Annotated in this window: 19 protein-coding genes; 8 read left to right on the forward strand and 11 right to left on the reverse strand. The window is 56.1% G+C overall.

Going from position 1 to position 21921, the window contains the following annotated elements; translation table 11 throughout:
• The first annotated feature begins 70 nt into the window (after positions 1–70).
• The gene (locus tag QQL54_RS05890; RefSeq protein WP_284388591.1) at positions 71–802 is read left to right on the forward strand and encodes a DUF502 domain-containing protein; all 732 of its coding nucleotides are present in this window, start codon (positions 71–73) and stop codon (positions 800–802) included.
• On the opposite strand, the gene recG is transcribed toward QQL54_RS05890, so the two are convergent.
• On the reverse strand, positions 799–2901 hold the full coding sequence (recG, locus tag QQL54_RS05895) for an ATP-dependent DNA helicase RecG (RefSeq protein ID WP_284388592.1): 2103 nt from the start codon (positions 2899–2901) through the stop codon (positions 799–801). The two genes, QQL54_RS05890 and recG, sit on opposite strands and share 4 nt — an antisense overlap.
• Before the next feature lie 82 nt (positions 2902–2983).
• On the opposite strand from recG, the gene QQL54_RS05900 reads away from it, so the two are divergent.
• The gene (locus QQL54_RS05900; RefSeq protein ID WP_284388593.1) at positions 2984–3262 is read left to right on the forward strand and encodes an FAD assembly factor SdhE; all 279 of its coding nucleotides are present in this window, start codon (positions 2984–2986) and stop codon (positions 3260–3262) included.
• 1 nt (position 3263) lies between these two features.
• Positions 3264–6773 carry a transcription-repair coupling factor gene (gene mfd / locus QQL54_RS05905; RefSeq protein WP_284388595.1) on the forward strand — a complete coding sequence of 1170 codons (3510 nt, stop codon included), beginning with the start codon at positions 3264–3266 and terminating at the stop codon, positions 6771–6773.
• On the opposite strand, the gene QQL54_RS05910 is transcribed toward mfd, so the two are convergent.
• Together QQL54_RS05910 and QQL54_RS05915 are read right to left on the reverse strand one after the other, a co-directional pair.
• Positions 6770–8146: a PleD family two-component system response regulator gene (locus QQL54_RS05910; protein ID WP_284388597.1), complete on the reverse strand. Its 1377-nt coding sequence runs from the start codon at positions 8144–8146 to the stop codon at positions 6770–6772. The genes mfd and QQL54_RS05910 overlap by 4 nt on opposite strands.
• A gap of 42 nt (positions 8147–8188) precedes the next feature.
• Positions 8189–10111: a M2 family metallopeptidase gene (locus QQL54_RS05915; RefSeq protein WP_284388599.1), complete on the reverse strand. Its 1923-nt coding sequence runs from the start codon at positions 10109–10111 to the stop codon at positions 8189–8191.
• Positions 10112–10241: 130 nt separating this feature from the next.
• Between QQL54_RS05915 and hemH the strand changes: the two genes are divergently transcribed.
• Entirely contained in the window at positions 10242–11231 is a 990-nt protein-coding gene (hemH, locus tag QQL54_RS05920; protein ID WP_284388601.1) for a ferrochelatase, read from the forward strand.
• Here the strand turns inward: hemH and QQL54_RS05925 are convergent.
• Genes QQL54_RS05925 through QQL54_RS05935 form a run of 3 tightly spaced genes read right to left on the reverse strand, consistent with a single transcriptional unit; the run spans position 11202 to position 13883 of the window.
• Positions 11202–11840 carry a shikimate kinase gene (locus tag QQL54_RS05925; protein WP_284388604.1) on the reverse strand — a complete coding sequence of 213 codons (639 nt, stop codon included), beginning with the start codon at positions 11838–11840 and terminating at the stop codon, positions 11202–11204. The two genes, hemH and QQL54_RS05925, sit on opposite strands and share 30 nt — an antisense overlap.
• Positions 11837–13192, reverse strand: coding sequence for a threonine synthase (thrC, locus tag QQL54_RS05930; RefSeq protein ID WP_284388606.1), 1356 nt, complete (start codon positions 13190–13192; stop codon positions 11837–11839). Before thrC ends, QQL54_RS05925 begins: the two co-directional genes overlap by 4 nt.
• Positions 13193–13244: 52 nt before the next feature.
• Positions 13245–13883 carry a helix-turn-helix domain-containing protein gene (locus QQL54_RS05935; protein WP_284388608.1) on the reverse strand — a complete coding sequence of 213 codons (639 nt, stop codon included), beginning with the start codon at positions 13881–13883 and terminating at the stop codon, positions 13245–13247.
• A 100-nt stretch (positions 13884–13983) separates the two neighbouring features.
• On the opposite strand from QQL54_RS05935, the gene cysG reads away from it, so the two are divergent.
• Genes cysG through QQL54_RS05955 form a run of 4 tightly spaced genes read left to right on the forward strand, consistent with a single transcriptional unit; the run spans position 13984 to position 18492 of the window.
• On the forward strand, positions 13984–15354 hold the full coding sequence (gene cysG, locus QQL54_RS05940; protein ID WP_284388610.1) for a siroheme synthase CysG: 1371 nt from the start codon (positions 13984–13986) through the stop codon (positions 15352–15354).
• Positions 15351–15656 carry a DUF2849 domain-containing protein gene (locus tag QQL54_RS05945; RefSeq protein WP_284388612.1) on the forward strand — a complete coding sequence of 102 codons (306 nt, stop codon included), beginning with the start codon at positions 15351–15353 and terminating at the stop codon, positions 15654–15656. Before cysG ends, QQL54_RS05945 begins: the two co-directional genes overlap by 4 nt.
• A 3-nt stretch (positions 15657–15659) precedes the next feature.
• Positions 15660–17303 carry a nitrite/sulfite reductase gene (locus tag QQL54_RS05950; protein WP_284388614.1) on the forward strand — a complete coding sequence of 548 codons (1644 nt, stop codon included), beginning with the start codon at positions 15660–15662 and terminating at the stop codon, positions 17301–17303.
• Positions 17290–18492: a phosphoadenylyl-sulfate reductase gene (locus tag QQL54_RS05955; protein ID WP_284388616.1), complete on the forward strand. Its 1203-nt coding sequence runs from the start codon at positions 17290–17292 to the stop codon at positions 18490–18492. Before QQL54_RS05950 ends, QQL54_RS05955 begins: the two co-directional genes overlap by 14 nt.
• Before the next feature lie 6 nt (positions 18493–18498).
• On the opposite strand, the gene QQL54_RS05960 is transcribed toward QQL54_RS05955, so the two are convergent.
• From QQL54_RS05960 to hisH, 5 genes are all read right to left on the reverse strand, one after another.
• Positions 18499–19140, reverse strand: coding sequence for a hypothetical protein (locus tag QQL54_RS05960; protein ID WP_284388618.1), 642 nt, complete (start codon positions 19138–19140; stop codon positions 18499–18501).
• A gap of 68 nt (positions 19141–19208) precedes the next feature.
• Positions 19209–19814 carry a bifunctional phosphoribosyl-AMP cyclohydrolase/phosphoribosyl-ATP diphosphatase HisIE gene (hisIE, locus tag QQL54_RS05965; RefSeq protein ID WP_284388620.1) on the reverse strand — a complete coding sequence of 202 codons (606 nt, stop codon included), beginning with the start codon at positions 19812–19814 and terminating at the stop codon, positions 19209–19211.
• Complete coding sequence (hisF, locus tag QQL54_RS05970; RefSeq protein WP_284388622.1) at positions 19811–20578, reverse strand: imidazole glycerol phosphate synthase subunit HisF; 768 nt, start codon at positions 20576–20578, stop codon at positions 19811–19813. The genes hisIE and hisF overlap by 4 nt, the downstream gene beginning before the upstream one ends.
• Before the next feature lie 10 nt (positions 20579–20588).
• Complete coding sequence (gene hisA / locus QQL54_RS05975; protein ID WP_284388624.1) at positions 20589–21314, reverse strand: 1-(5-phosphoribosyl)-5-[(5-phosphoribosylamino)methylideneamino]imidazole-4-carboxamide isomerase; 726 nt, start codon at positions 21312–21314, stop codon at positions 20589–20591.
• On the reverse strand, positions 21311–21904 hold the full coding sequence (gene hisH, locus QQL54_RS05980) for an imidazole glycerol phosphate synthase subunit HisH (protein WP_284388627.1): 594 nt from the start codon (positions 21902–21904) through the stop codon (positions 21311–21313). The genes hisA and hisH overlap by 4 nt, the downstream gene beginning before the upstream one ends.
• Positions 21905–21921: the final 17 nt, after the last annotated feature.

The following is a 21921-nucleotide window of genomic DNA, read 5'->3' on the forward strand; positions in this document are numbered from 1 at the left end:
TCGCTTTCAATGATCGACCGAACTGGCATAAGCGCATGCAAGACGGGCGGCAAGCGGGCAAGGTAAGGCAATGACAAACAGTCACCCTGAAATCAAAGTTGTGCCGAAGGAACCGCGCTTTCGTGTTGTTCGCTGGTTCCGCAATCGGTTAATCGCTGGGATCATCGTGGCGTTGCCGATCGTCGCCATATTCTGGCTCCTTAATAAGTTGATCGGAACAATCGATTCGGCGGTCTGGAGTATCGTTCCTGATGCGCTGAACCCCTCTAACTATTTCGACTTTCCATTCTGGGGCCTGTCGCTGATCTTGGCTGTAGTTGGCCTGACCCTGCTGGGGATTTTTGTCTCTAATCAGGTGGGAACGAGCATTTTACGCGCAGGGGAAGCGGTTCTAGCCAAGGTTCCTGTGATTGCGCCGATCTATAACGGCATCAAACAGATCCTAAATACCATCGCTCAGCAGAAGGACCGTGCCTTCCGCGATGTGTGTTTGATCGAATATCCACGCAAAGGGATTTGGGCGATTGGTTTCGTGACGGCTGATCTATCGGGTGCGCCAGAAACCGAACTCTCTGGCGACGGTAAGGACTATGTGTGCGTGTTTGTTCCCACGACACCTAACCCGACATCCGGGTTTCTATTGTTTGTGCCTAAGACCGAAATAAAGTTGCTCGACATGACGCCGGAAGAAGGCGCGAAAATGATCATTTCTGGGGGGATGGTATCGTCCAATGAGGCGCTCGAAGAGTATAAAGGCAAGAAACCCAAAAAACCTCTGACGGACAAAACTCTGTCCGACTAACCCGCCCGCATCATGGCGATTCCGTGATCCTGCTCGAATAAATAAAGTAAGGTTCGCGCGGCTTTCCCCCGGTCAGACGTCAGGCCTGGATCGGTTTGCACCAGTAGCCGCGCGTCCTGCGTGGCTGTTTCGAGTAGATCTCGATGCTTGTCGAGATTGGCCAGCCGGAAGCGTGGCAGTCCGGATTGCGCCGCGCCCAATAGGTCGCCTGAGCCGCGCAATTCCCAATCTTTCTCCGCGATTAGAAACCCATCCTCGCTCTCACGAAGGATTTTAAGGCGTTCTTTCCCGTTCTGACTGAGGGGTGATTTATAGAGCAGGAGGCAGCTACTTTTCTTGCTCCCCCGTCCCACGCGACCACGCAATTGATGCAGCTGCGCCAGTCCGAACCGTTCCGCATGTTCAATCACCATTACGGTCGCATTGGGTGCATCGACCCCAACTTCGATAACAGTCGTGGCGACCAGAACATCGTAGCGCCCAGCTTTGAAGGCTTGGCTGATAGTCTCTTTTTCCGTTGCGCTCATGCGCCCGTGCAACAGTCCAACACGCTCTCCGAAAATGGCCGTGAGCTGCCGATGCCGATCCTCGACGGATGAGAGATCACTGACCTCGCTATCTTCGACCAGCGGGCAAACCCAATAGACTTGATCGCCCACTTTCGTCGCACGACCGACCGCATCGATAACATCATCGAGCCGTTGTAAGGGCAGGGCTACCGTCTCAATCGGCTGACGTCCGGCTGGCTTTTCATCCAGAATCGAAATGTCGAGATCGCCATAGCTGGTCAGGGCCAGCGTTCGCGGGATTGGTGTGGCCGTCATCACCAGTAAATCCGGTGCATCGCCTTTTTCAGTCAACCGCAGACGGTCCCGGACGCCAAACCGATGCTGCTCGTCAATAATGACTAAGCCGAGTCGGTCAAACTCGACCCCGTCTTGGAACAAGGCGTGGGTGCCGATCACGACGTCAATGTGACCTTCTGAAAGACCGGAGTTGATCGCCTTGCGGGCTTGGCCTTTGTCGCGCCCGGTAAAAGCTTGAACCGTCAACCCAGCAGGCTCTAGCATCGCGCCGAGCGTGTCTGCATGTTGCCGCGCCAGTATTTCTGTGGGCGCCATGATGGCGACCTGCGCCCCGGCTTCCGCCGCATAGGCACTGGCGAGGGCGGCTACGAAGGTTTTCCCGGCGCCGACATCACCCTGCAGCAAGCGAGCCATACGCGATTCGGATCCCATATCGGCTTTGATCTCTTCAAAGGCGCGCGCCTGCGCGTCCGTCGGCGAAAACGGCGCGGCGCGCAGCACATCATCGACATATTCACCCGTCGCGCTCAGGGCTTCACCTTTAAGGGATCGGTTACGCGCCCGGACCAAGGCCATAGCCAGTTGTTTAGCCAGAAGTTCGTCATAGGCGAGGCGTCGCAAGGGCGGCGCATTGGCGGATATATCGACGATATGGTTGGGCTGGTGCAGGCGCAGGACCGCCTCATTGAAAGTCGGCCAGTCATTTTGCTTGAGAAAGGCGGGGTCGATCCATTCGGACAGACTTTCACCGAGGCTCACAGTCTTGAGCGCGGACCAAACGGCTTTACGGGCGACTTTCGGGGATAATCCTGCCGTCAGTGGGTAGACGGGCTCAAAGCTCGGCAATTCATCGGCCTGTTCGGGTGCTAGCACATAGTCTGGATGACTCATCTGAGCTTCGGCATTGTAGATCTCGACCTTACCGGAAATCAGCCGCTGCGCGCCTTCGGGGAATTGCCGCTCTAACGTCGAGCCATAAGCCTTGAAGAAAGCGAGAATCATCTCGCCCGTCTCATCATAGACCCGAATGCGGTAGGGTTTAGAGCGAGAGTTGGCGGGCATATGCCGCCCAACCGTGACTAAGAACGTTCCTATATCTCCTTGCCGCGCATTGACGATACCGGGCCGGTTTGACCTGTCTATGATGCTGACAGGCGGCGTTAGTAGCAGATCGCGAAGCTTCGCCGGGGTTCTGACAGAGAAGGCTCGTTCCAATGCTTCGCCGACTTTATCACCGACACCCGTTAGCGATCGGATGCCAGTAAACCATGAATTGAGGGCAGGAGGTCTCACGATCCTGATTTGGCGCGGTAATACAGCCCATGCAAGGGATAGGGTCGTGACAGGGCAGGCCGCATTCAGTAGGGCCGCGCCCATGTCTGAGAATGATGACACAATCGATTGGGAAACGCGCCGTAAGCGCTTGATCCACCGCGCGCATTATCGCGGCTTTAAAGAGGCTGATTTGATCCTTAGTGGCTTTGCCCGGACCTATGGACCAGAGCTATCCAATGAAGAGCTGTTGATGTTCGAAGACCTGCTCAGCGCCAAGGACCACGATATCTACGCCTGGATTACGCAAGCGCTGCCCGTTCCCGCCAATTTCGACACACCACTATTGGAACGATTGCGCGCGTTCAGACCTTCCTTCTGACATGCAAATCCAACTCTCACGCTATGTCGGGCCTGATCTTCGACTAACGGCCGCTGGCCTCCCAGAAGGGGCTGATGCGCTTATTGTTACCAAAGCCGCCGTAAAAACGTCGGGTCGCGTTCTGTTCGTGGCGCGGGATGATGCGCGCGCTGCGTCCTTCACGGCCGCCTGTCGCTTCTTCCAACCCGATGTGCCCGTGCTCAATTTGCCTGCGTGGGATGCTCTCCCTTACGACCGTGTGTCGCCCAGCCGGGTTCTGGCCGCGCGTCGGGCGGGAGCGCTTTACAGCCTACTTGCCGTCAAGACGACAAAGCCTCTGATCATCGTCACGACGGTCGCGGCCATTCTGCAACGTGTTCCGCCCCGCAAGATTATCAAAGCGGCCGGGTTTCGCGCCAAGGTTGGCGACGACGTCCGGCGTGAAGATTTAGAACGTTACCTATCGCGCAACGGCTATATCCGCGCTTCAACCGTAGTTGAGCCTGGCGATTATGCAGTACGCGGTGGTCTCATCGACATTTTCCCGCCGACCCGCAAAGCTCCACTCAGACTCGATTTCTTTGGTGATGAGCTTGAAAGTATCCGCGAATTTGACGTCGACACGCAGCGGACCAGTAATGCGCTCAAGAGTTTGACTCTGGCTCCGGTGAGCGAGGTTTTCATCGAAGAAGATACGATCAGTGAATTCCGCAAAGCTTATATCGCGGCGTTTGGCGGCGGCGTCAGTCGCGACCCGGTCTATTCAGCGGTCATTGATGGCATCCGCCCGCAAGGGATCGAACATTATCTGCCGCTCTTCTACGATCATACCGAAACTGTGTTAGATTATGTCGGCGCAGGCGCGATTATCGCTTTCGACGGCTTGGCGAACGAAGCGATGGCTGAACGCGAATCGCTCGTCGAAGACTTCTATACATCGCGTAAAGAGCATCAGGACGCACGCGATAGTGGCTCCGGGTACCCGGCCAAGACGGCGGGACTCTACCGACCGCTTCCACCCGATGCACTTTATATACCGCCTGTTGAACTGTCAGACATCACCGCGCCGCTTCGCGTTCGTCAGCACACGGCTTATGACGCCCCGGATGAAGGCGATAAGATCGACTTTGGCGCACGGACAGGCCGCAGCTTCCTCGCCGAACGTCAGACCGAAGGCGTCAATGTCTTCGATTCGGTCGCAAAACATGTGCAAGCGTTGCGCGAGACCAAACACCGCGTCTGGATGGCCGCTTGGTCAGAAGGATCGCGCGAACGTCTGACCAATGTCTTGGAAGACCAAGGCGTCATCGTTCCCATCGCGCGGGACGGCCAAGCCGCCTTCAAAATCGCACCCGGTGATATTCGAGCCGTCATTCTTCCGCTTGAGCAAGGCTTCGTCATGCCGGGCGGAGAGGCTGACTTGGCGGTTATTTCCGAACAGGATATTCTGGGCGACCGTCTCGTCAATCGCGGCAAGCGGCGGCGGGCGAAGAACTTTATTGCTGAGGCCAGCGCTCTCAATCCAGGTGATTTGATCGTCCATATTGATCATGGAGTCGGACGTTATCTCGGGCTGAAAACACTCGCTGTGGGCGGCGCACCGCATGATTGCCTTGAGCTGGAATATTCTGGGAACGCGAAGCTCTATCTGCCCGTCGAGAATATCGAACTCTTATCCCGTTATGGCGCGGCGAATGAGAGCGCTGTTCTGGACAAGCTCGGCGGTGTGGCGTGGCAATCCCGCAAGGCGAAAGCCAAAGGCCGTCTGCGCGAAATGGCAGCAGAGCTGATCATAATCGCGGCGAAGCGCGCCATGCGCACCATCGAGCCGATTGAGATAGAGGAGGGGTCTTATAACGAGTTTGCTGCCCGCTTCCCTTATGCTGAAACGGACGACCAGTTAAACGCAATCAAAGATGTCTTTGATGATCTGACGTCCGGCCGGCCAATGGACCGATTGATCTGTGGCGATGTCGGCTTCGGTAAGACCGAAGTCGCCTTACGGGCTGCGTTCGCCGTCGCCATGACAGGGCGGCAGGTTGCGATTGTCGCGCCGACAACGCTCTTGTCTCGTCAGCACTTTAAGACCTTTACTGAGCGCTTCCGGGGTATGCCGATCACCGTCCGGCAACTTTCGCGCCTCGTGCCAGCCACAAAAGCCAAACTGACACGCGAAGCGCTGGCAAAAGGCCAAGTCGATATTATCATCGGGACCCATGCCGTTCTCGCCAAATCCGTAAGCTTCGCCAATCTGGGCCTCGTCGTTGTCGATGAAGAACAACGCTTTGGTGTCCGCCACAAAGAGCGTCTGAAGGCGCTGCGGGCAGACGTGCATATGCTGACCCTGACCGCGACCCCGATCCCGCGCACCTTGCAGATGGCGCTCACGGGTATTCGCGACCTGTCACTGATTGCGACGCCGCCCGTCGACCGCTTAGCCGTGCGAACCTATGTTTTACCGTTTGACGAAGTCTCGATTAGAAAAGCGCTATTGCGGGAAAAATATCGCGGCGGGCAGAGCTACTACGTGACGCCGCGGATTAGCGATATTAGACGGCTTGAAGAGTTCCTGCGCGAACGTGTTCCCGAAGTAAAATATGTCATCGCCCACGGCCAGATGGGCGCCAGCGCGCTCGATGACATTATGAGTGCCTTCTATGACGGCCAATATGATGTGTTGCTGTCGACCTCTATTATTGAGAGCGGCATCGATATTCCGACCGCCAATACGATGATTATCAATCGGGCGGACAAGTTCGGTCTGGCGCAACTCTATCAGATGCGCGGTCGTGTCGGTCGGTCCAAGACGCGAGCCTATGCTTATCTGACGATACCGGATGAGCATGTTGCGACGAAAGGGGCCTTGCAGCGACTAAAAGTATTGCAATCACTCGATACGCTCGGCGCAGGTTTCACGCTCGCTAGCCACGATTTGGATATGCGTGGTGGGGGTAACCCACTGGGAGAAGAACAGTCCGGTCACATTAAAGAACTAGGGGTGGAGCTTTACCAACACATGTTGGAGGAGGCGGTTGCTGAGCTGAAAGACGATGAAACTGTGTCAGATCAAAGCTGGACGCCGCAGGTCAATCTTGGTGTCGCGGTTCTCATCCCCGAAACCTATGTTGAAGACCTGAACCTGCGCCTGTCGCTCTATCGCCGGATTTCTGACCTTGAGAATGATACGGATAGTAATGCGCTCGCCGCAGAGTTGATTGACCGATTTGGCCCATTGCCGGAAGAAGTTGAAGCCCTGTTAAAAGTCATGACGATCAAGCGTTTATGCCGAAAAGCTCATGTCGAGAAAGTCGATGCTGGGCCGAAAGGCGTCGTTTTGAACATGCGCCATCAAGATATTAAAAATCCAGCGATCGTGATGAATGCGATCAGTCAGAACTCTGGCTGGCGTTTGCGTCCGGATCAGACGATTTTGGTTCAGGGTCGATTTGATACGCCGAAATCACGGGTCCAAGGCGCGGAACGTGCGGTCAAAGCTTTGATCGTCGACGCTAAGGCGGAAGGCGCAGCTTAGCGGACGAGAGAGATCGTATCGGACTGATCTGTAATGTTCGGATCGATAGGCTGAGCGGAGTTTTCGCCCGAATTCTCGCCCTGTTCGACGATGGCTGTCTCAACTCTCATCGACAAGGCACCGCTGTCATCATCCGGGATTTGGAAGGCTGCATTCTCGATTAACTCGCTGATCCGCGCCGCAATCCGCGCCACATCACTTCGGTGTTCTTCTGGGAAGGCAACGATAACCGTATCCGCATCGATCCGGGCAACAATATCCTGCATCCGAACAATGCCAGCAATCAATTTTATCGAGCTGGCATAGGCGGCGCTAAGTCCATCGGGGTTCAGGGCTGTGTCGGCGTGCGGGACAAGCTTAAGGGTCAGGATCGTTAGCGGAACCTTGCGAGCGCGACAGTCGCGACTCACGCGTTTCAAATGGGGCGTCAAGAATCGCGTATTGAGAACACCGGTCTCTGGGTCCGAACATTCAGGTCCGCCCAAATTGGAAAACTCATCTTTGAGTTTCAGGTGTAGACGACATTCATTCGCCAGCTCTAAAATTCGACCACTCAATTCTTCGGGCGGCGCGTCCGCATCGATCAAGTCTTTGATGCCGTGAGAATAGGCGAGATCCACATCTTTAAACGTCGTTTTATCGACGAGTAGCAGGGTCGGGACATGGAATAGGCGAGGGTTCCGCCGCATCGTATCGGCAATTGTCATGGCCGGTTCGCTACCATTAAGTGCGTTCATCACGACGGCATCGAATGTGCTGTCATGGAGATAATCGAAGGCAGAAAAAGAGGTGAAGGCGGCGACGACATCGACATTCTTGTCCTGAAGCGCGTTGACGACCGCCATATAGGCCGGATCAGCTTTACCGATGAAGAGAACGCGGAACGGTTGACGCAGCGTGTCTTCTGAAAACTCCATCTCCTGCCCGAATGAGTGTTTGAGTGTCTCCATGCGGCGGATGATTTCGTTTTCCATCTGGCCAAGCCGGATGAGCGACGAAACGCGGTGTGCGACCTGAACCGGATGGACGGGCGCATAGAGCACGCTGTCATAGGGATGATCGCCGAGCGCCTTGCGCATCAACCGACCTAAGATTGGGAAATCACGGGGTGCGTAATGCGTTCGGATATCAGAGACGATGGCGGGGCCATGCTCAATATAATCAGATAGGAAACAGAGAACGGCGGACGGCGCTTGGGCCGGAAGATCAGAGAGATGGCTTCCGTTATAAGCGGTTATGCTAACATCCAAGGACAAATCGCGCAGATGCTCCACCATCGCGACCGATGCATTAGCGTCGTCAGTGACGATCAGGACGCGTCGGTTAAACCGGGCTAAGGTCGGGCTAGACGCCTGTCTTGCGGGATTCGACATGGAGCGAGCCTTACCGACTCGCTCCTTTCACATAAGTTAACCTTATTCGCTTGCGCCTCGGTCCCAACCACAGGTGCGGCCTTCATTCTGGGTTTCCAGATAAGTCATTAGCGGTGCGAAATATTCGAGGATTGCGGAACCGTCCATATCGCGTGTGCCGGTGAAGGCTTCGAGTGCGTCTGGCCAAGGCTTGGACTGACCCATTTCGAGCATTGCATTGAAACGCGCGCCGACATCCGTATTGCCATAGACCGAGCAACGGTGCAGCGGTCCCTCAAAGCCAGCCTGATCGCAGGCAGCTTTGTGGAACTGGAACTGCAAGATGTAGGACAGGAAGTAGCGCATATAGGGCGTATTTCCGGGAATATGGTACTTCGCCCCTGGATCGAACGCATTGGCTGAACGCTCATCTGGCACTTGAATGCCTTGATACTGCTCGCGCAATGCCCACCAGCCATCATTATATTCGTCTGGGCTCAGTGTGCCGTCAAAGACCTGCCAGCGCCATTTATCGACCAGGAGGCCGAAGGGCAGGAAGGCCACTTTGTCCATTGCGGCCCGTAAGAGCAGCGCAATGTCAGCATCTTCACCAGGTACGTCGGCTTCATCTAACAGACCGATTTGTACCAAATAATCAGGTGTAATCGACAGGGCAATCATGTCCCCAATCGCTTCATGAAAGCCGTCATTGGCGCCGGATTGGTAGAAGACGGGCTGGTTTTTATAGGCGCGCTGGTAGAAGTTGTGACCGAGTTCATGGTGAACTGTGTCGAAATCTTCTCCCGTAACTTCCGTGCACATTTTAATGCGAACATCGTCTTGGCCGTCAAGATTCCACGCAGAAGCATGGCACTGAACTTCGCGGTCCTGCGGCTTAGTGATCAATGACCGCTCCCAGAATGTGTCCGGTAGCGGCGCAAAGCCCATAGACTCGAAAAACCCTTCGGCGGTCTCGACCATCTTCAGCGCGTCATAGTCCTGATCTTTGAGCAGTGCGGTGACATCGACACCGGCGCCTGCATCGGCAGGTTCGACAACATCGTAAATATTACCCCAAGTCTGCGCCCACATATTGCCGAGCAGGTCAGCGCGAATGGGCTCATCAAGTGGCACCACATCATTGCCATAGGTCTCGTTCAGTTCGCCGCGTACGAAGCAGTGAAGCTGATCATAAAGCGGGCTGACTTGACCCCAAAGCCGATCAACTTCGGTCGCAAACGCATCAGCGTCCATATCGTAACCTGCCCGCCACAGCGCGCCAGCATCATCATAACCCAGTTCTTGTGCGCCTTCATTGATGAGTTCGACCATCCGCGCGTAATCATTTTTCATGGGCGGGCTAACAGTGCGCCAGCCTTCCCAGACTTGTTGCGTCAGCTCCGGGTCACGCAATTGCGCCAACAGGCGAGTCGCCTCACCAAGATTGATTGTGTCGCCTTCAACTTCACCCAGAACATCTTTGATTTTGGGATTGTCCGTATCAATGTTGAATTTGCCCGTCGCATAGGTTGCGTCGAGACCCGCCATGATTTCTGACAATTCTTCTGCCGCGCCGGGACGGTTGGGCGCCGGGAAGTTTGAACCCCGTTTGAGCATGTCGATCTTGCGGCGCATATCGACCGGAAGAGACACACCGTTGAAGCGCTTCGCTTCATTCGCCAATCGTGTGCTAAGTTTCGCCCCGTCCGCAGAGGTCTGCGCGACCAGTGCATTGGTGTCCTCAGTCACGAAGTTAGCGTTGATCCAAGCCGCGCGAGCTCCGATGATGCCGTTGGCGACAATGTCCCGTTCTGCCGCGTCTAAAAATTCGCGCGCATCTTGAACGGTGGGTCGCTGTTCTGCTGGTGTGACGGCTGCCTGTGTCAGCTCATCGACCGTATTGCCCGCTTCCACGGTCTGGCCGTCCTGACACGCACTGAGTGCCAAAACTGCGAGGCAGGATGTGGCAAGAAAAAGTCGTTTCATAATGGGTCTCCGATCATGTACCGACTTGCGCGCGCATTCGGCAGTCTGCATGGCTTAGTCATTCGTAGACAGCGCAGCGGAATGATTCAACGCTACTTTCTGTCGTTTTATCGACAATCTGGAGAACCCTGTGCCCTTAGGTCTACTGATGGTTAATCTTGGGAGCCCTGATGCTCCTACGGCGGAGGCCACGCGCCGTTACTTGGCGCAATTTCTGCACGATTATCGCGTCGTGGATACGTCGCGTTGGATCTGGTGTCCGATCCTACACGGCGTGATTCTCCGGATTCGTCCGAAACGGTCCGCCAAAGCCTATGCCAGCATCTGGGGTGAGGGCGAGGAAGCCCCGCTTGTCCGGATTACCCGCGCCCAAGTCGCTGGGGTCCAAGCGCAGCTCGGCGATGCGGTCATGGTTGAGACGGCAATGCGTTATGGCAACCCGTCGATTGGTGCGGGTTTAGAAAAGTTGATGGCTGCGGGATGCGAGAAGATCGCAGTGCTACCGCTCTACCCACAATATGCGGGGGCCACGACGGCGTCGGTCTATGACGGCGTGGCGAAAGCGCTAGAAGATAAATGGGATGTGCCGGAACTCCGGTTCTTGCGCGACTATTACCGCGAACCCGCTTTCATTGCGGCGTTGGCGGATAGCCTGTCCGATCATCTGGCGACGCTGGATTGGACACCAGACCGGATCCTGACCTCTTATCACGGCCTGCCGCAAACCTATGTCGATGCGGGCGACCCCTACCAGTCGGAATGCTTAGAGACGACCGTGCTGCTACGCGCACATACCGGCTATAGCGAAGAGACATTGCAATCGACTTTCCAGTCCCGGTTCGGGCCAAAAGCCTGGCTGCAACCCTACACAGATAAGGTACTGGAAGCGCTGCCAGAACAAGGCATCAAGAAGGTCGCCGTCATGATGCCGGGCTTTTCATCCGATTGCCTAGAGACACTCGAAGAGATTGCCATGGAAGCAGAGGAGAGCTTCCTCCACGCAGGCGGCACCCACTTCGCGGCGGTTCCATGCCTTAATGATCGCGCGGATCACATTGATTTATTGTCCGATTTAGCGCGTCGCCGCTTGCTAGCGGGCTGGCTTGATGAGGTCGAATAGGACTTCAACCTGATCGGTCAGAATATCGGCGGAGCTGATTGTATGGTCAGCGAGCGCGCTATAGGCCGAGGCACGCGACGCCAAGAGATCGGGATAGCTGGCAAGCAACGATTCCGTGTCATTCATCCCGTTCCGTTTCTTGTAGTGGCCATTCCAAGCCAATGGTTTGGGCTGAGCGAAATATTGAGATTTGAGGCGCTCCAAATGTTCCGGCGCGGCTTCGATATAGACTGTGAACCAGTCCTCACTGAGCGTCTTCAGAACTGCCGCATCCGTATAGATGACAGATCCCGTCGTATCGAGCAGGGCGTTGCGGGCCTGGCTTTGTAGACTCTTACGCGTGGCATCCGTTTCCAGCGCAATGGATTCGCGCTCTCGCGCCTCATATCCCTCGCTATACGGCTGGCCCTGCCACGCCGCAAACGCATCCATATCCGTTTCACCGAGCGCGTCCCAGATCAATCGGTCTACTTCGATCAGGGTGAAGTCGAAATGGGTTGCGAGTCGCATGCCGGAATAGCTTTTGCCGATATTGGACATGCCAATCAGCGCCAGTTTTAACTGGCCCGCAGCGTATCGGCGCTCAAATTCGGCGCGACTTAGCTTCAAGTGACGACCAAAGCGATCTGATCAACAAGCGCGTCCAGCGTCGGATCAATGGTTGTGACACGCTTTTTGGCTTCAAAGGCCGCGGCCAAGGGCGCTGGCATCGGCACATCTTCGCGGATGATCGTCTCAAGACTGTCGGCGAATTTGGCGGGGTGGGCTGTACCGACCGTCAGGAATGTCGCGTCTATGTCGTGCGCCTCACGGAAAGCACGCATCCCCATATGGCCAACAGCGGTATGTGGGCACATAAGATAGCCCGTATCCGTATAGATGCGGCGAATATGACGCGCGGTTGTTTCATCATCGAACGAGACTCCCCAACAAACCTCTCGAATCGCGTCTAGATTGCCATCGAATAGGCTCAAAATACGGGGGAAGTTATTCGGACGCCCGATATCCATGGCATTGGACAGGGTCGGCGTGGATGGGCGCGGGCGGTATTCGCCGTCTTTCAGATAATCGACAAACGGGTCGTTGACGTTGTGCGAGACGACGAAGCGGTCGATGGGTGCCCCCATTTTCCGCGCGATCAGGCCGCCGGTCAAATTGCCGAGATTGCCGGATGGGATCGAGATAACCAAATCCCGGGTCGGATAGGCGGCCTTGGCCTGAAGGGACGCCCAGACATAATAGAAACTCTGCGGAATAACGCGGCCGACATTGATCGAATTAGCGCTCATCAGATCGAAGCGCTTTGACAGCTCAGCGTCAGCGAAGGCTGTTTTCACCAGCGCCTGACAATCATCGAATGTGCCATCAACGGACAGCGCTCGTACATTGGAGTTCTTGCCACCCATGGTGCAGAGTTGCTGCTCTTGCACCTTCGAAACGCCGCCTTTTGGAAACAGAATGAAGACCTGAACGCCGTCTTGATCCAAGAAGGCGTCACCAATCGCGCCCCCCGTATCGCCAGACGTGGCGACCAAAATAGTCCGCCGTTGCCCGCTACTCGCCATGAGGTGCGAGGCCGCGCGCCCCATAAAGCGGGCCGCGAAATCCTTGAAGGCCAATGTCGGACCGTGAAATAACTCTAGCACAAATTCGTCGGCGTTTGGCGCCATGGCTGGGTCGAGCCGTTCACCGCCTAACGTCATCATCGGTACGTCATAACTATAGGCATCGCGGCAGAGACTTTTCAGCGTCTCCTCATCAAATCGATCATCCGTGAAATGGGCCGCAAGCGCCGCGGCACAGTCAGCAAAGTCCATCGCGCCCAAGTCAGCCATTTGGCCGGGCGTGAAATGCGGAATCTTGTTCGGCATCCACAATCCGCCATCCGGTGTGAGGCTAGCGAGGAGCGCGTCTCCGAATGAGGCCGTGACGCTTTTATCGAGATGAGAATGGTACTGCATTAGGGGCGACGGACTAACGCCACCCACGCGGATGGCAAGCCGGGAATCTTCCTTATCCGCTACGAACACTATGGGCGAGAATATTGACCATTGTCGCGTGGGCCAGCGTATCCCCTAAATTGTGTATGCTGTGCGGTCTGTCTGCATGGTAGCGAAGGGTCTCACCTTCACGCGCGGACCAGCGTTCATCTGCGATACGCACTTCCAGCTCTCCCGACAAAATGGTCAGGTTTTCAACAGAACCGATAGGGTGAGGGGAGCTTATCAACACGCCGCCCGGCTCAGCCCGGAAATCATAGACTTGGACAAATTGGACGGTTTCAATAGCGCCGATGATACGAAGTTCGCACAACCCGTCATCCGAGGTGATGCGAGGGATGTCCTGAACCTTCGCGTGTTGAACCAGGGCCGTATCCGTAGGGGCAGCGGCAAACATGGCTTCAACACTGGTGCCGAGCGCTTGGGATAGCCGCGACAAGGTTGCGACCGTCGGATTAGATTCGTTTTTCTCGATCTGGCTGATCATTGATTTGGCCACACCGGACATTTCAGACAGATCGCCGAGTGAAAGCTGATCTGCCTTTCTCAATCGACCGATGGTTTCACCCAGTTTTTCGGCCAGTGCGTCAGTTTCAGCACAGGGCTGGCGGCGAGTGCGAGCTTTACGCGTTGAGGTCGGTGTTTTGGGCATAACGCCTTCGTGAGCTTTTTGGGGTGGCAATCTATTATCTGTTCTATATACAGAACGAAACGTCCTTTCAAGCGAACCCTTCGACAATAAAGATACTGTGATGCGCTATCTTCCTATCCATTTCGATCTCCGCGGCAAGACTGTATTCGTATACGGGGGCGACCGTGCGGCCGAAGCCAAGCTCCGTACTTTGCTCAAGACGGATGCCAACCTCGTCGTCATTTCAGAAACACCCGGTGAGGAAATCCGTCGCTGGGCAGAGCAAGGCCGCCTGACTATCGTCGCAGACGCTGATCTGAGCACGGCGTCCCTGATCTATGCAGCGACCGAATATCCGAATGAGAATTATCGGATTGCTGAGACTGCGCGCGCGGTCGGCATTCCGGTCAACGCCGCCGACCAACCCGCCGGATGCGATTTCATCACGCCCGCCATTGTGGATCGATCGCCGGTGGCTGTGTCGATTGGCACGGAAGGCACCAGCCCCGCTCTAGCTCGCGCACTGAAAAGCGATTTAGAATCCCGCCTCCCATCCAGTCTTGGAGAAACATCCAAGACAATCAAAAACCTACGCGACCAACTGAAGGTCGATGAGCCCGACATCGCCAAGCGACAAGCGCTCTGGGCGACGGTTCTGGGGTCCGGTCTGGGCGATTATGCTGAGTTGGACTCCGACACAGTCACGGCCCGGTATAATACGGCACGCCAATTATCAGCACCGCAGGAAACATCCGTTGGACACGTCCACATTGTCGGGGCGGGACCGGGCGATCCTGACCTTCTTACTGTTGGTGCGCTGCGCGTCATGCATAGCGCGGATGTGGTGGTTTATGATCGTTTGGTCAGTGATGAGGTTATGTCACTCTGCCGCCGTGAAGCCGAATTTATCTATGTCGGCAAAATTCCCGGCGGTGTGTCGACGCGTCAGGACGAGATCAACCGGATTATCGTTGAAAAAGCACAGGCTGGCGAAAGCGTCGTCCGACTGAAAAGCGGCGATCCGCTTGTCTTTGGCCGCGCTGAAGAAGAATTTGCTGCGCTCGATGGGGCTGGGATCGGCTTCACCATTCATCCTGGCATCACAGCGGCGACGGCAGCGGCGGCATCGCTGCGTCATTCCTTGACGGTACGCGGCGAAAATACGGCCGCCACATTGGCAACCGGGCATGATGAGCAAGGCTTCGCCGAGTTAGACTGGACAGCCCTCGCTAAACCCAATGCTCGCGCTACAATTTATATGGGTCTCCGCGCCGCGCGCTTCATCCAGGGTCGGTTACTGTTGCATGGAGCCTCGCCTGAAACACCTGTGGCCGTGGTCGAGAACGCCTCTCGCGCCAATGAAATTATTGTCGCCACGACGTTGAGCCAATTGCCTGACGATCTCACCTCAAACGGCATCAAAGGGCCAGCCGTGGTCATGATTGGTTATGACCGCCGCCCATCCGCCGTTGCGCTGAAAGCCGCATCATGAGCACGCTCAAACATAAGGGCAAAGGCCCGCAGGCCATGACGGCAAACGAATTGGTCTCCGGGCTGAGTGTCTGGATGACGACGGACCTTAACTGGTCGCGGGATTATGCAGACGCGCTTTTGACAGAAGACGAAACCGTCATCGAGAAAATGGATGAGATCGCCAAAGCCGCAGAACAGGCCAACACTGTCGTTGGCGCATATTTTATTGACACAGTGGATGCCAAGCCCGCCCGCTATCGTGAACGGTTCCGAACCCACGGCCCGTCCTACGACACAGCCGATCTGATTTCCGAAAGCTAACCCATGTACCGCTATGATGAATTTGACGCGGAGTTTGTACACTCGCGCGTGGCCCAGTTTCGCGATCAGGTCGTGCGCCGTCTCGATGGACGGCTGAGCGAGGCGGAATTCCGTCCGCTGCGCCTGATGAACGGCCTCTATCTGCAGCTTCACGCCTATATGCTGCGCGTGGCCGTGCCTTATGGCACGCTGCGCAGCGATCAGTTGCGTATGCTCGCCCATCTCGCGGATAAATATGACAAGGGCTACGGGCACGTCACGACGCGTCAGAATATGCAGTTCAACTGGCCTGTGCTGAGCGATGTACCGGAGATGCTGACAGACCTTGCCAGCGTCGACATGCACGCGATCCAAACGAGCGGGAACTGCATCCGCAATGTCACTTGCGACCCCTATGCGGGCGCGGCGGCGGATGAAATCGAAGATCCACGGCCGATGGCCGAGCTAATCCGCCAATGGTCGATGCTACACCCTGAATTCGCCTTTTTGCCACGCAAGTTCAAAATTGCTGTGACCGCATCTTCGCAAGACCGCGCGATGATCAAAGGCCACGACATTGGCATTCAAGTCGTGCGCAATGAGGCCGGAGAGGTGGGTTATCATATCATCGTCGGGGGTGGCCTCGGACGAACCCCGGTGATCGGCCAGACGCTTAGGGCCTTCCTGCCCAAGGATGATCTGCTGCCATACCTCGAAGCGACGATGCGGGTTTATAACCGCTTTGGTCGGCGCGATAACAAATACAAAGCCCGGATCAAAATCCTTGTCCGTGAGACTGGCATCGAAGATTTTACGCGACTGGTCGAAGACGAATTCGCGGCGCTGGACCCGAGCGACATTGCCGTCGGCGCCGCTGAACGTGCGCGGATTGCAACCTATTTCGCGTCGCCGGCCTTTGAGACCGGGATCAAGCCGTTAGACATGGCGAGCCAGCCCGAAGTCTTCCGCAAGTGGGTCGACACGAATGTCGTCGCACATGCGGCACCCGGCTACGCGATTGTCAATATCTCGCTGAAAGATCCAGAGCGCGCGCCAGGAGATGTCACGACAGAACAAATGCGCGCCGTAGCCGATCTGGCCGATGCTCATAGTTTCGGTGAGCTGCGCTTCACTCACCAACAGAATATTGTCCTAGCGCATGTTCGTCAGGACGCGCTACGCGCCGTGTGGGACGGCTTGGTTGCGGCTGATCTGGAAGACGCCAATATCAATCTGATTGGCGACATCATCTGCTGCCCGGGTATGGATTTCTGCGCCTTGGCGACAGCGCGATCTATCCCCGTGGCGCAAGCGATTGCCGAACGCTTTGAGGATCATGATCGTCAGCAAGCCATCGGCGAGATGCAGATCAAGATCAGCGGCTGCATCAATGCCTGCGGCCATCACCATGTTGGCCATATCGGTATTCTCGGGCTCGAAAAAGCTGGGGTCGAGTTTTACCAAGTCACGCTGGGTGGCGACGCGACGCAAACAGCCGCCATTGGTGACAAGATGGGCGCAGGTTTCAGCCAAGAAGAACTGGTCGACGGGATCGAACGGATCGTCGATTTCTATGTTGGCGCGCGCGAACATGATGAGCGCTTTCTCGACACATATCGCCGCCTCGGCACTGAGGCGTTCAAGGAGGTACTCTATGCCAGCGCTTGATCTTTCACTCGTCAGCGCCACGGGCGTGGCCGCGAATGCGGTCGACCCGTCTGACGTAGACGCCCTGTCTCGGAACACGGATATTGAGGCACTACGGCTGCCGCCTGATGCTGACCTATCGGAAATTGTGGACGCCTTGCCGCGTATCCAGTCGATCTTTGTTGAATTCGCTGCCTTTACGGATGGTCGCGGTTTCAGCTTGGCCCGGCTTCTGCGCCTGCGTCATGGCTATACGGGTTTGCTCGTCGCGGATGGCCAACTCATTCCAGATCAGTTCGCCTTTGCACTTCAATGCGGCTTTGATGCCGTACGTATCGCGGACAGAGAGCTGGCTCGGCATACACCTGAGGCTTGGGATGCAGCACTGGATGCGTTCGACCTGACCTATCAACGCGGTTATGCCGTGAAGCCTGGCCCCGCCACATCTATTTTCGACGCCCGCCTGACCGCGATGGAGGAGCGAAAAACCGACGACCCTTTTTTCGGACTGGGCGCGGAGGCAGCGCTGCGGCGTGCCATCGCGCAGCATGACGGTGATATCTTCCTCGCCAGCTCGCTAGGCGCCGATAGTGCGGTTTTGCTACATATGGTCAGCCGTATCCGGCCGGACCTGCCCATCTATTTCTTGGATACGGGCAAGCATTTTCGGCAGACACTGGCCTATCGCGATACGCTAATAGAGCAGCTTGGCCTGACCAATTTCATCAATGTCCGTCCGGACCGCGATGAGTTGATTGAGCAAGACCCGACCGGGGCTTTGCATGAGGCGGAACCCGACGCCTGTTGCGCTTTGCGCAAGGTGCGTCCGCTTGCCTCTGCTGTCGGTCATTTCGGCGCGCAGATTACGGGACGCAAACGCTACCAGACCCCAGAACGCGCCAATATGCCGATCTATGAGCCCTTGGATGGCGCGGATGGTGAGCCAGGAATGGTGAAAATTAATCCGCTGGGTTATTGGACCGCAAAAGACGTGACCGCCTATATTCGCCGTCACAACCTACCACCGCATCCAATGTTTGCGCTCGGCTATCTGTCGATTGGCTGCCAACCCTGCACGACGCGTGTCGCTGAGGGCGAGGACCCCCGCGCGGGCCGTTGGCGGAACCAAGGCAAAACCGAATGTGGCATCCACATGGTCGACGGCAAATGGCAACCGCTTGAGAAGAAGGAAACGTTTGAGGCGTTTTAGATGTCGCTATTTGGCTTCGAAATGGACCTTTAGAGACTTTACGAGGATCCGCTGATAATATCCCTCAGCCCGTTCTTCTGCCGTATCCAGAAAGCCAAGGATTTCGTCCTGATTGATCTTGGGATAGTCCGTGCATCCGTTGAACGTCCCGGTCTGCACATAGTGCGGAAAACCGACGAGCCCGGCGAAGCGGCCGGCGTGGGCTGAGCGGCGGACGAGTTCACCGCCATAGCAGGGATCAGCGGGCCGCCCGTCCCAACCTTCGATCCGGATGTATCCAATCACAAAGAGCGATTGAGGATAGCCCGCATTGAGTGCCTTGATGCGGTAGGGATCACTCTCCGCATGCAGGCCGGAATAACCATAGGCGCGGGCGAGTAGATAGTTGAGCCGGGGATTATCAGGATCAGCCTGGAGCGCGGTGTGACAGGCGGCAATGGCCGCTGGCTTATCCATCTCATTTTGAGACACGCCAGGCGTCACGCGTTCCGGATCGCTGGGATGTCCGGCGATCAGATCGCACTGTGTCACCGTCCGACTGTGCGCGTCACGGTCATAGGTCGATATGTCAGCGAATGGGTTTGCGGATACTGGAGCCGCCGCCATAAACGTCAGAAGGGCAACGGGGATTGGAAAGATAAGTTTCATGTTATGTCTCTAGGCTAGCCACAGACACATACAGAGGCAGACAGAAACGCGTTTGTGAGATCGCAAGCCTAGCTATGGCGAGACATCAGAACCTCAAGGATTTGATTCAATGAGAGATCCTTCGCGCGGGTAACAACCAGCAAATGATAAAGCAGATCAGCGGCTTCATTGAGGAAGTCTTGGTCTGTTTCGGCCACAGCGGCGAGCGCGGTTTCCACCCCTTCTTCGCCGACCTTCTGAGCGGCTTTCACCAGCGGGCCCTGCAGAAGTTTGGCCGTATAGCTGCTAGAAGGATCAGCGTCTTTCCGGCCTTCGATGAGGGTTTCGAGATAGGATAGAAATCCGACCCCGCTGGCACCCTCAGCTCCAAAACACGACACGGTGCCTTCATGACAGGTCGGACCCGCCGGACGGGCTTTAATAAGCAGCGTGTCCGCATCACAATCCACGTCGAGACCGACGAGTGAGAGCGTGTTCCCGCTCGTCTCGCCCTTGGTCCAGAGCGTATCGCGACTGCGCGAGTGGAACGTGACGAGACCTGTTTCCTGCGTCTTGGTCAGGGCCGCCTCATTCATATAGCCAAGCATCAGCACTTGCAGCGTGTCGGCATCCTGCACGATGGCGGGGACGAGGCCGTTCGCCCCCAATTTCAGAGAGTAGAAATCAACGATCATAGTCGCATCTCCAGTCCAGCCTGAACCAGATCACGTTTTAAATCCGGAATGGCGATGACCTGCTTATGAAACACGGACGCGGCCAAAGCTCCGTCCACATTCGCTTCTTTAAACACGGTCTCAAAGTGCTTCGTTGCTCCGGCGCCGCCAGAGGCGATTAATGGCACGTTGCAGACTGCGCGGACGGCTTTGAGTTGTTTGACATCATACCCTTGGCGCACGCCGTCTTGGTTCATACAGTTCAACACAATTTCACCCGCCCCGCGATCCGTCGCTTCGAGGACCCAATCCAATGTGGTGCGTCCAGTTTCTCGCGTTTTGTACGGGTCGCCCGTATGGCTTTTAACCCGGTAAGTTCCGTCTTGTTCAAACGTGTCGATGCCGACAACGATACATTGACGGCCAAAAGCGTCCTGTAATTCGTCAATCAGGTCGGGGCGGAGCAGGGCCGGGGAGTTAACGCTGATCTTGTCGGCCCCCGCTGCCAGACGCGCGCCAGCGACAGCAACACTATCGATCCCGCCCGCAACACAGAACGGAATGTCGAGTTCGCGTGAGACCCGCCCGATCCAGTCGGCGCTGACTTGCCGGTCGTCTGTCGATGCGGTGATATCATAGAATACGAGCTCATCCGCGCCTTCGTCCCGATAGCGAGCGGCGAGCTCCACAATATCACCGACATCTTCGTGATTGCGAAACTGCACTCCTTTGACGACGCGGCCGTCACGGACGTCGAGACACGGAATAATCCGTTTGGCTAGCATATCAGAACGCCTAGCACGCAATCGCCTCATTCAAGGTGAAGTGACCCTCATACAAAGCACGGCCGATAACGATACCATAGGGGTTGAAGGCTTTGAGCTCACGCACGTGATCGAGCGTGCCGACACCGCCTGATGTGATCAAGTTGAGGTTTGGATAGGTCTGGATGATTTTCCGGTAGAGGATTGTATTGCCCCCAGTCCCTGCGCCGTCGCGGCCAATATCCGTAACAAGGATCGTTTTCAGACCTGATGCCGTGTAATTGTCCAGCACGTCGAAAAATGGGGTGGTCGTCGTTTCCGTCCACCCTTTGATGGCCGGATAAGCGACACCGCTTTCGTCAATATTCACGTCAAAGGCGAGAACAATACGCTCGGGGCCAAACTCTTCGATCCAGTGTTTGACCATGAAGGGACGTTTGACGGCCAAACTGCCGATCACGACCCGTTCCACACCCGCGTCCAGCAGGCGCTTCACGGTGACCATGTCGCGAATACCGCCCCCGACCTGAACTTTCAGACCCACTGTTTGGGCCAACTGACCGATCAGATCGGCTTGGACAAGCTCTTCGTTCTTCGCACCATCCAGATCGACCACATGCATCCATTCGGCACCACCGCGCGCATAGCCGCGCGCGACTTCGAGTGGGTCTTCTTCATATTGGGTTTTATCGTCAAAGCTGCCTTTGAGCAGTCTGACGCATTTTCCGTCCATGAGATCGATAGCGGGGTAAATCATAACGTTGCGAAAGCTTTCAGGATAGCGGAACCCGTTTGCGAGCTTCGCTCCGGGTGGAATTGGCAGCCACGGACATTATTGTGGCGCACCATGGCGGAGAAAGGCGTGTGGTAACGGCAAGTTGCCACCGTTTCGTTTGTAATTAAGGCTGCGAAAGAATGAACGAAATAGGCATGATCGCCCTCATTTAGCGCGTGTGTGAGCGGGTCATCAATTAGATCCGTCAACTGGTTCCAACCCATATGCGGGGTCGGTAGGTCGCCTGTATCCAGCGCCTCAACGTGTCCTGGCACCAGTCCCAATCCAGCTGTGGATGTGCCGCCTTCTTCCAGAGTCTCAAACAAGAGTTGCATACCTAGACAAATACCAAGCACAGGTTGATTCAACAAGCGTAACGTATCTTCCAAACCTGCGGCGCGTATCTTCTCCATTGCATAGGGTGCCGACCCCACGCCGGGGATTAGAACCCGGTCAGCCGAGCGGATTTCAGTCGGATCATCGCTGATCCGGTTCGTAATCCCCATCCGATCAAAGGCGAACCCAACGGATGCCAGATTAGCGCATTTCGTATCGACAATTAGGACGCTCACGAAAATGCTGCAGTTAT

Source organism: Algimonas ampicilliniresistens (assembly GCF_030159955.1).
In the GTDB taxonomy this organism is placed as follows: domain Bacteria; phylum Pseudomonadota; class Alphaproteobacteria; order Caulobacterales; family Maricaulaceae; genus Litorimonas; species Litorimonas ampicilliniresistens.

Coding starts and splice junctions, on each gene's coding strand:
- QQL54_RS05890 (WP_284388591.1), top strand. CDS start 71: ATGACAAACAGTCACCCTGAAATCAAAGTTGTGCCGAAGGAACCGCGC.
- QQL54_RS05900 (WP_284388593.1), top strand. CDS start 2,984: ATGTCTGAGAATGATGACACAATCGATTGGGAAACGCGCCGTAAGCGC.
- mfd (WP_284388595.1), top strand. CDS start 3,264: ATGCAAATCCAACTCTCACGCTATGTCGGGCCTGATCTTCGACTAACG.
- QQL54_RS05910 (WP_284388597.1), bottom strand. CDS start 8,146: ATGTCGAATCCCGCAAGACAGGCGTCTAGCCCGACCTTAGCCCGGTTT.
- QQL54_RS05915 (WP_284388599.1), bottom strand. CDS start 10,111: ATGAAACGACTTTTTCTTGCCACATCCTGCCTCGCAGTTTTGGCACTC.
- thrC (WP_284388606.1), bottom strand. CDS start 13,192: ATGCAGTACCATTCTCATCTCGATAAAAGCGTCACGGCCTCATTCGGA.
- QQL54_RS05935 (WP_284388608.1), bottom strand. CDS start 13,883: ATGCCCAAAACACCGACCTCAACGCGTAAAGCTCGCACTCGCCGCCAG.
- cysG (WP_284388610.1), top strand. CDS start 13,984: ATGCGCTATCTTCCTATCCATTTCGATCTCCGCGGCAAGACTGTATTC.
- QQL54_RS05945 (WP_284388612.1), top strand. CDS start 15,351: ATGAGCACGCTCAAACATAAGGGCAAAGGCCCGCAGGCCATGACGGCA.
- QQL54_RS05950 (WP_284388614.1), top strand. CDS start 15,660: ATGTACCGCTATGATGAATTTGACGCGGAGTTTGTACACTCGCGCGTG.
- QQL54_RS05955 (WP_284388616.1), top strand. CDS start 17,290: ATGCCAGCGCTTGATCTTTCACTCGTCAGCGCCACGGGCGTGGCCGCG.
- QQL54_RS05960 (WP_284388618.1), bottom strand. CDS start 19,140: ATGAAACTTATCTTTCCAATCCCCGTTGCCCTTCTGACGTTTATGGCG.
- hisIE (WP_284388620.1), bottom strand. CDS start 19,814: ATGATCGTTGATTTCTACTCTCTGAAATTGGGGGCGAACGGCCTCGTC.
- hisF (WP_284388622.1), bottom strand. CDS start 20,578: ATGCTAGCCAAACGGATTATTCCGTGTCTCGACGTCCGTGACGGCCGC.
- hisA (WP_284388624.1), bottom strand. CDS start 21,314: ATGATTTACCCCGCTATCGATCTCATGGACGGAAAATGCGTCAGACTG.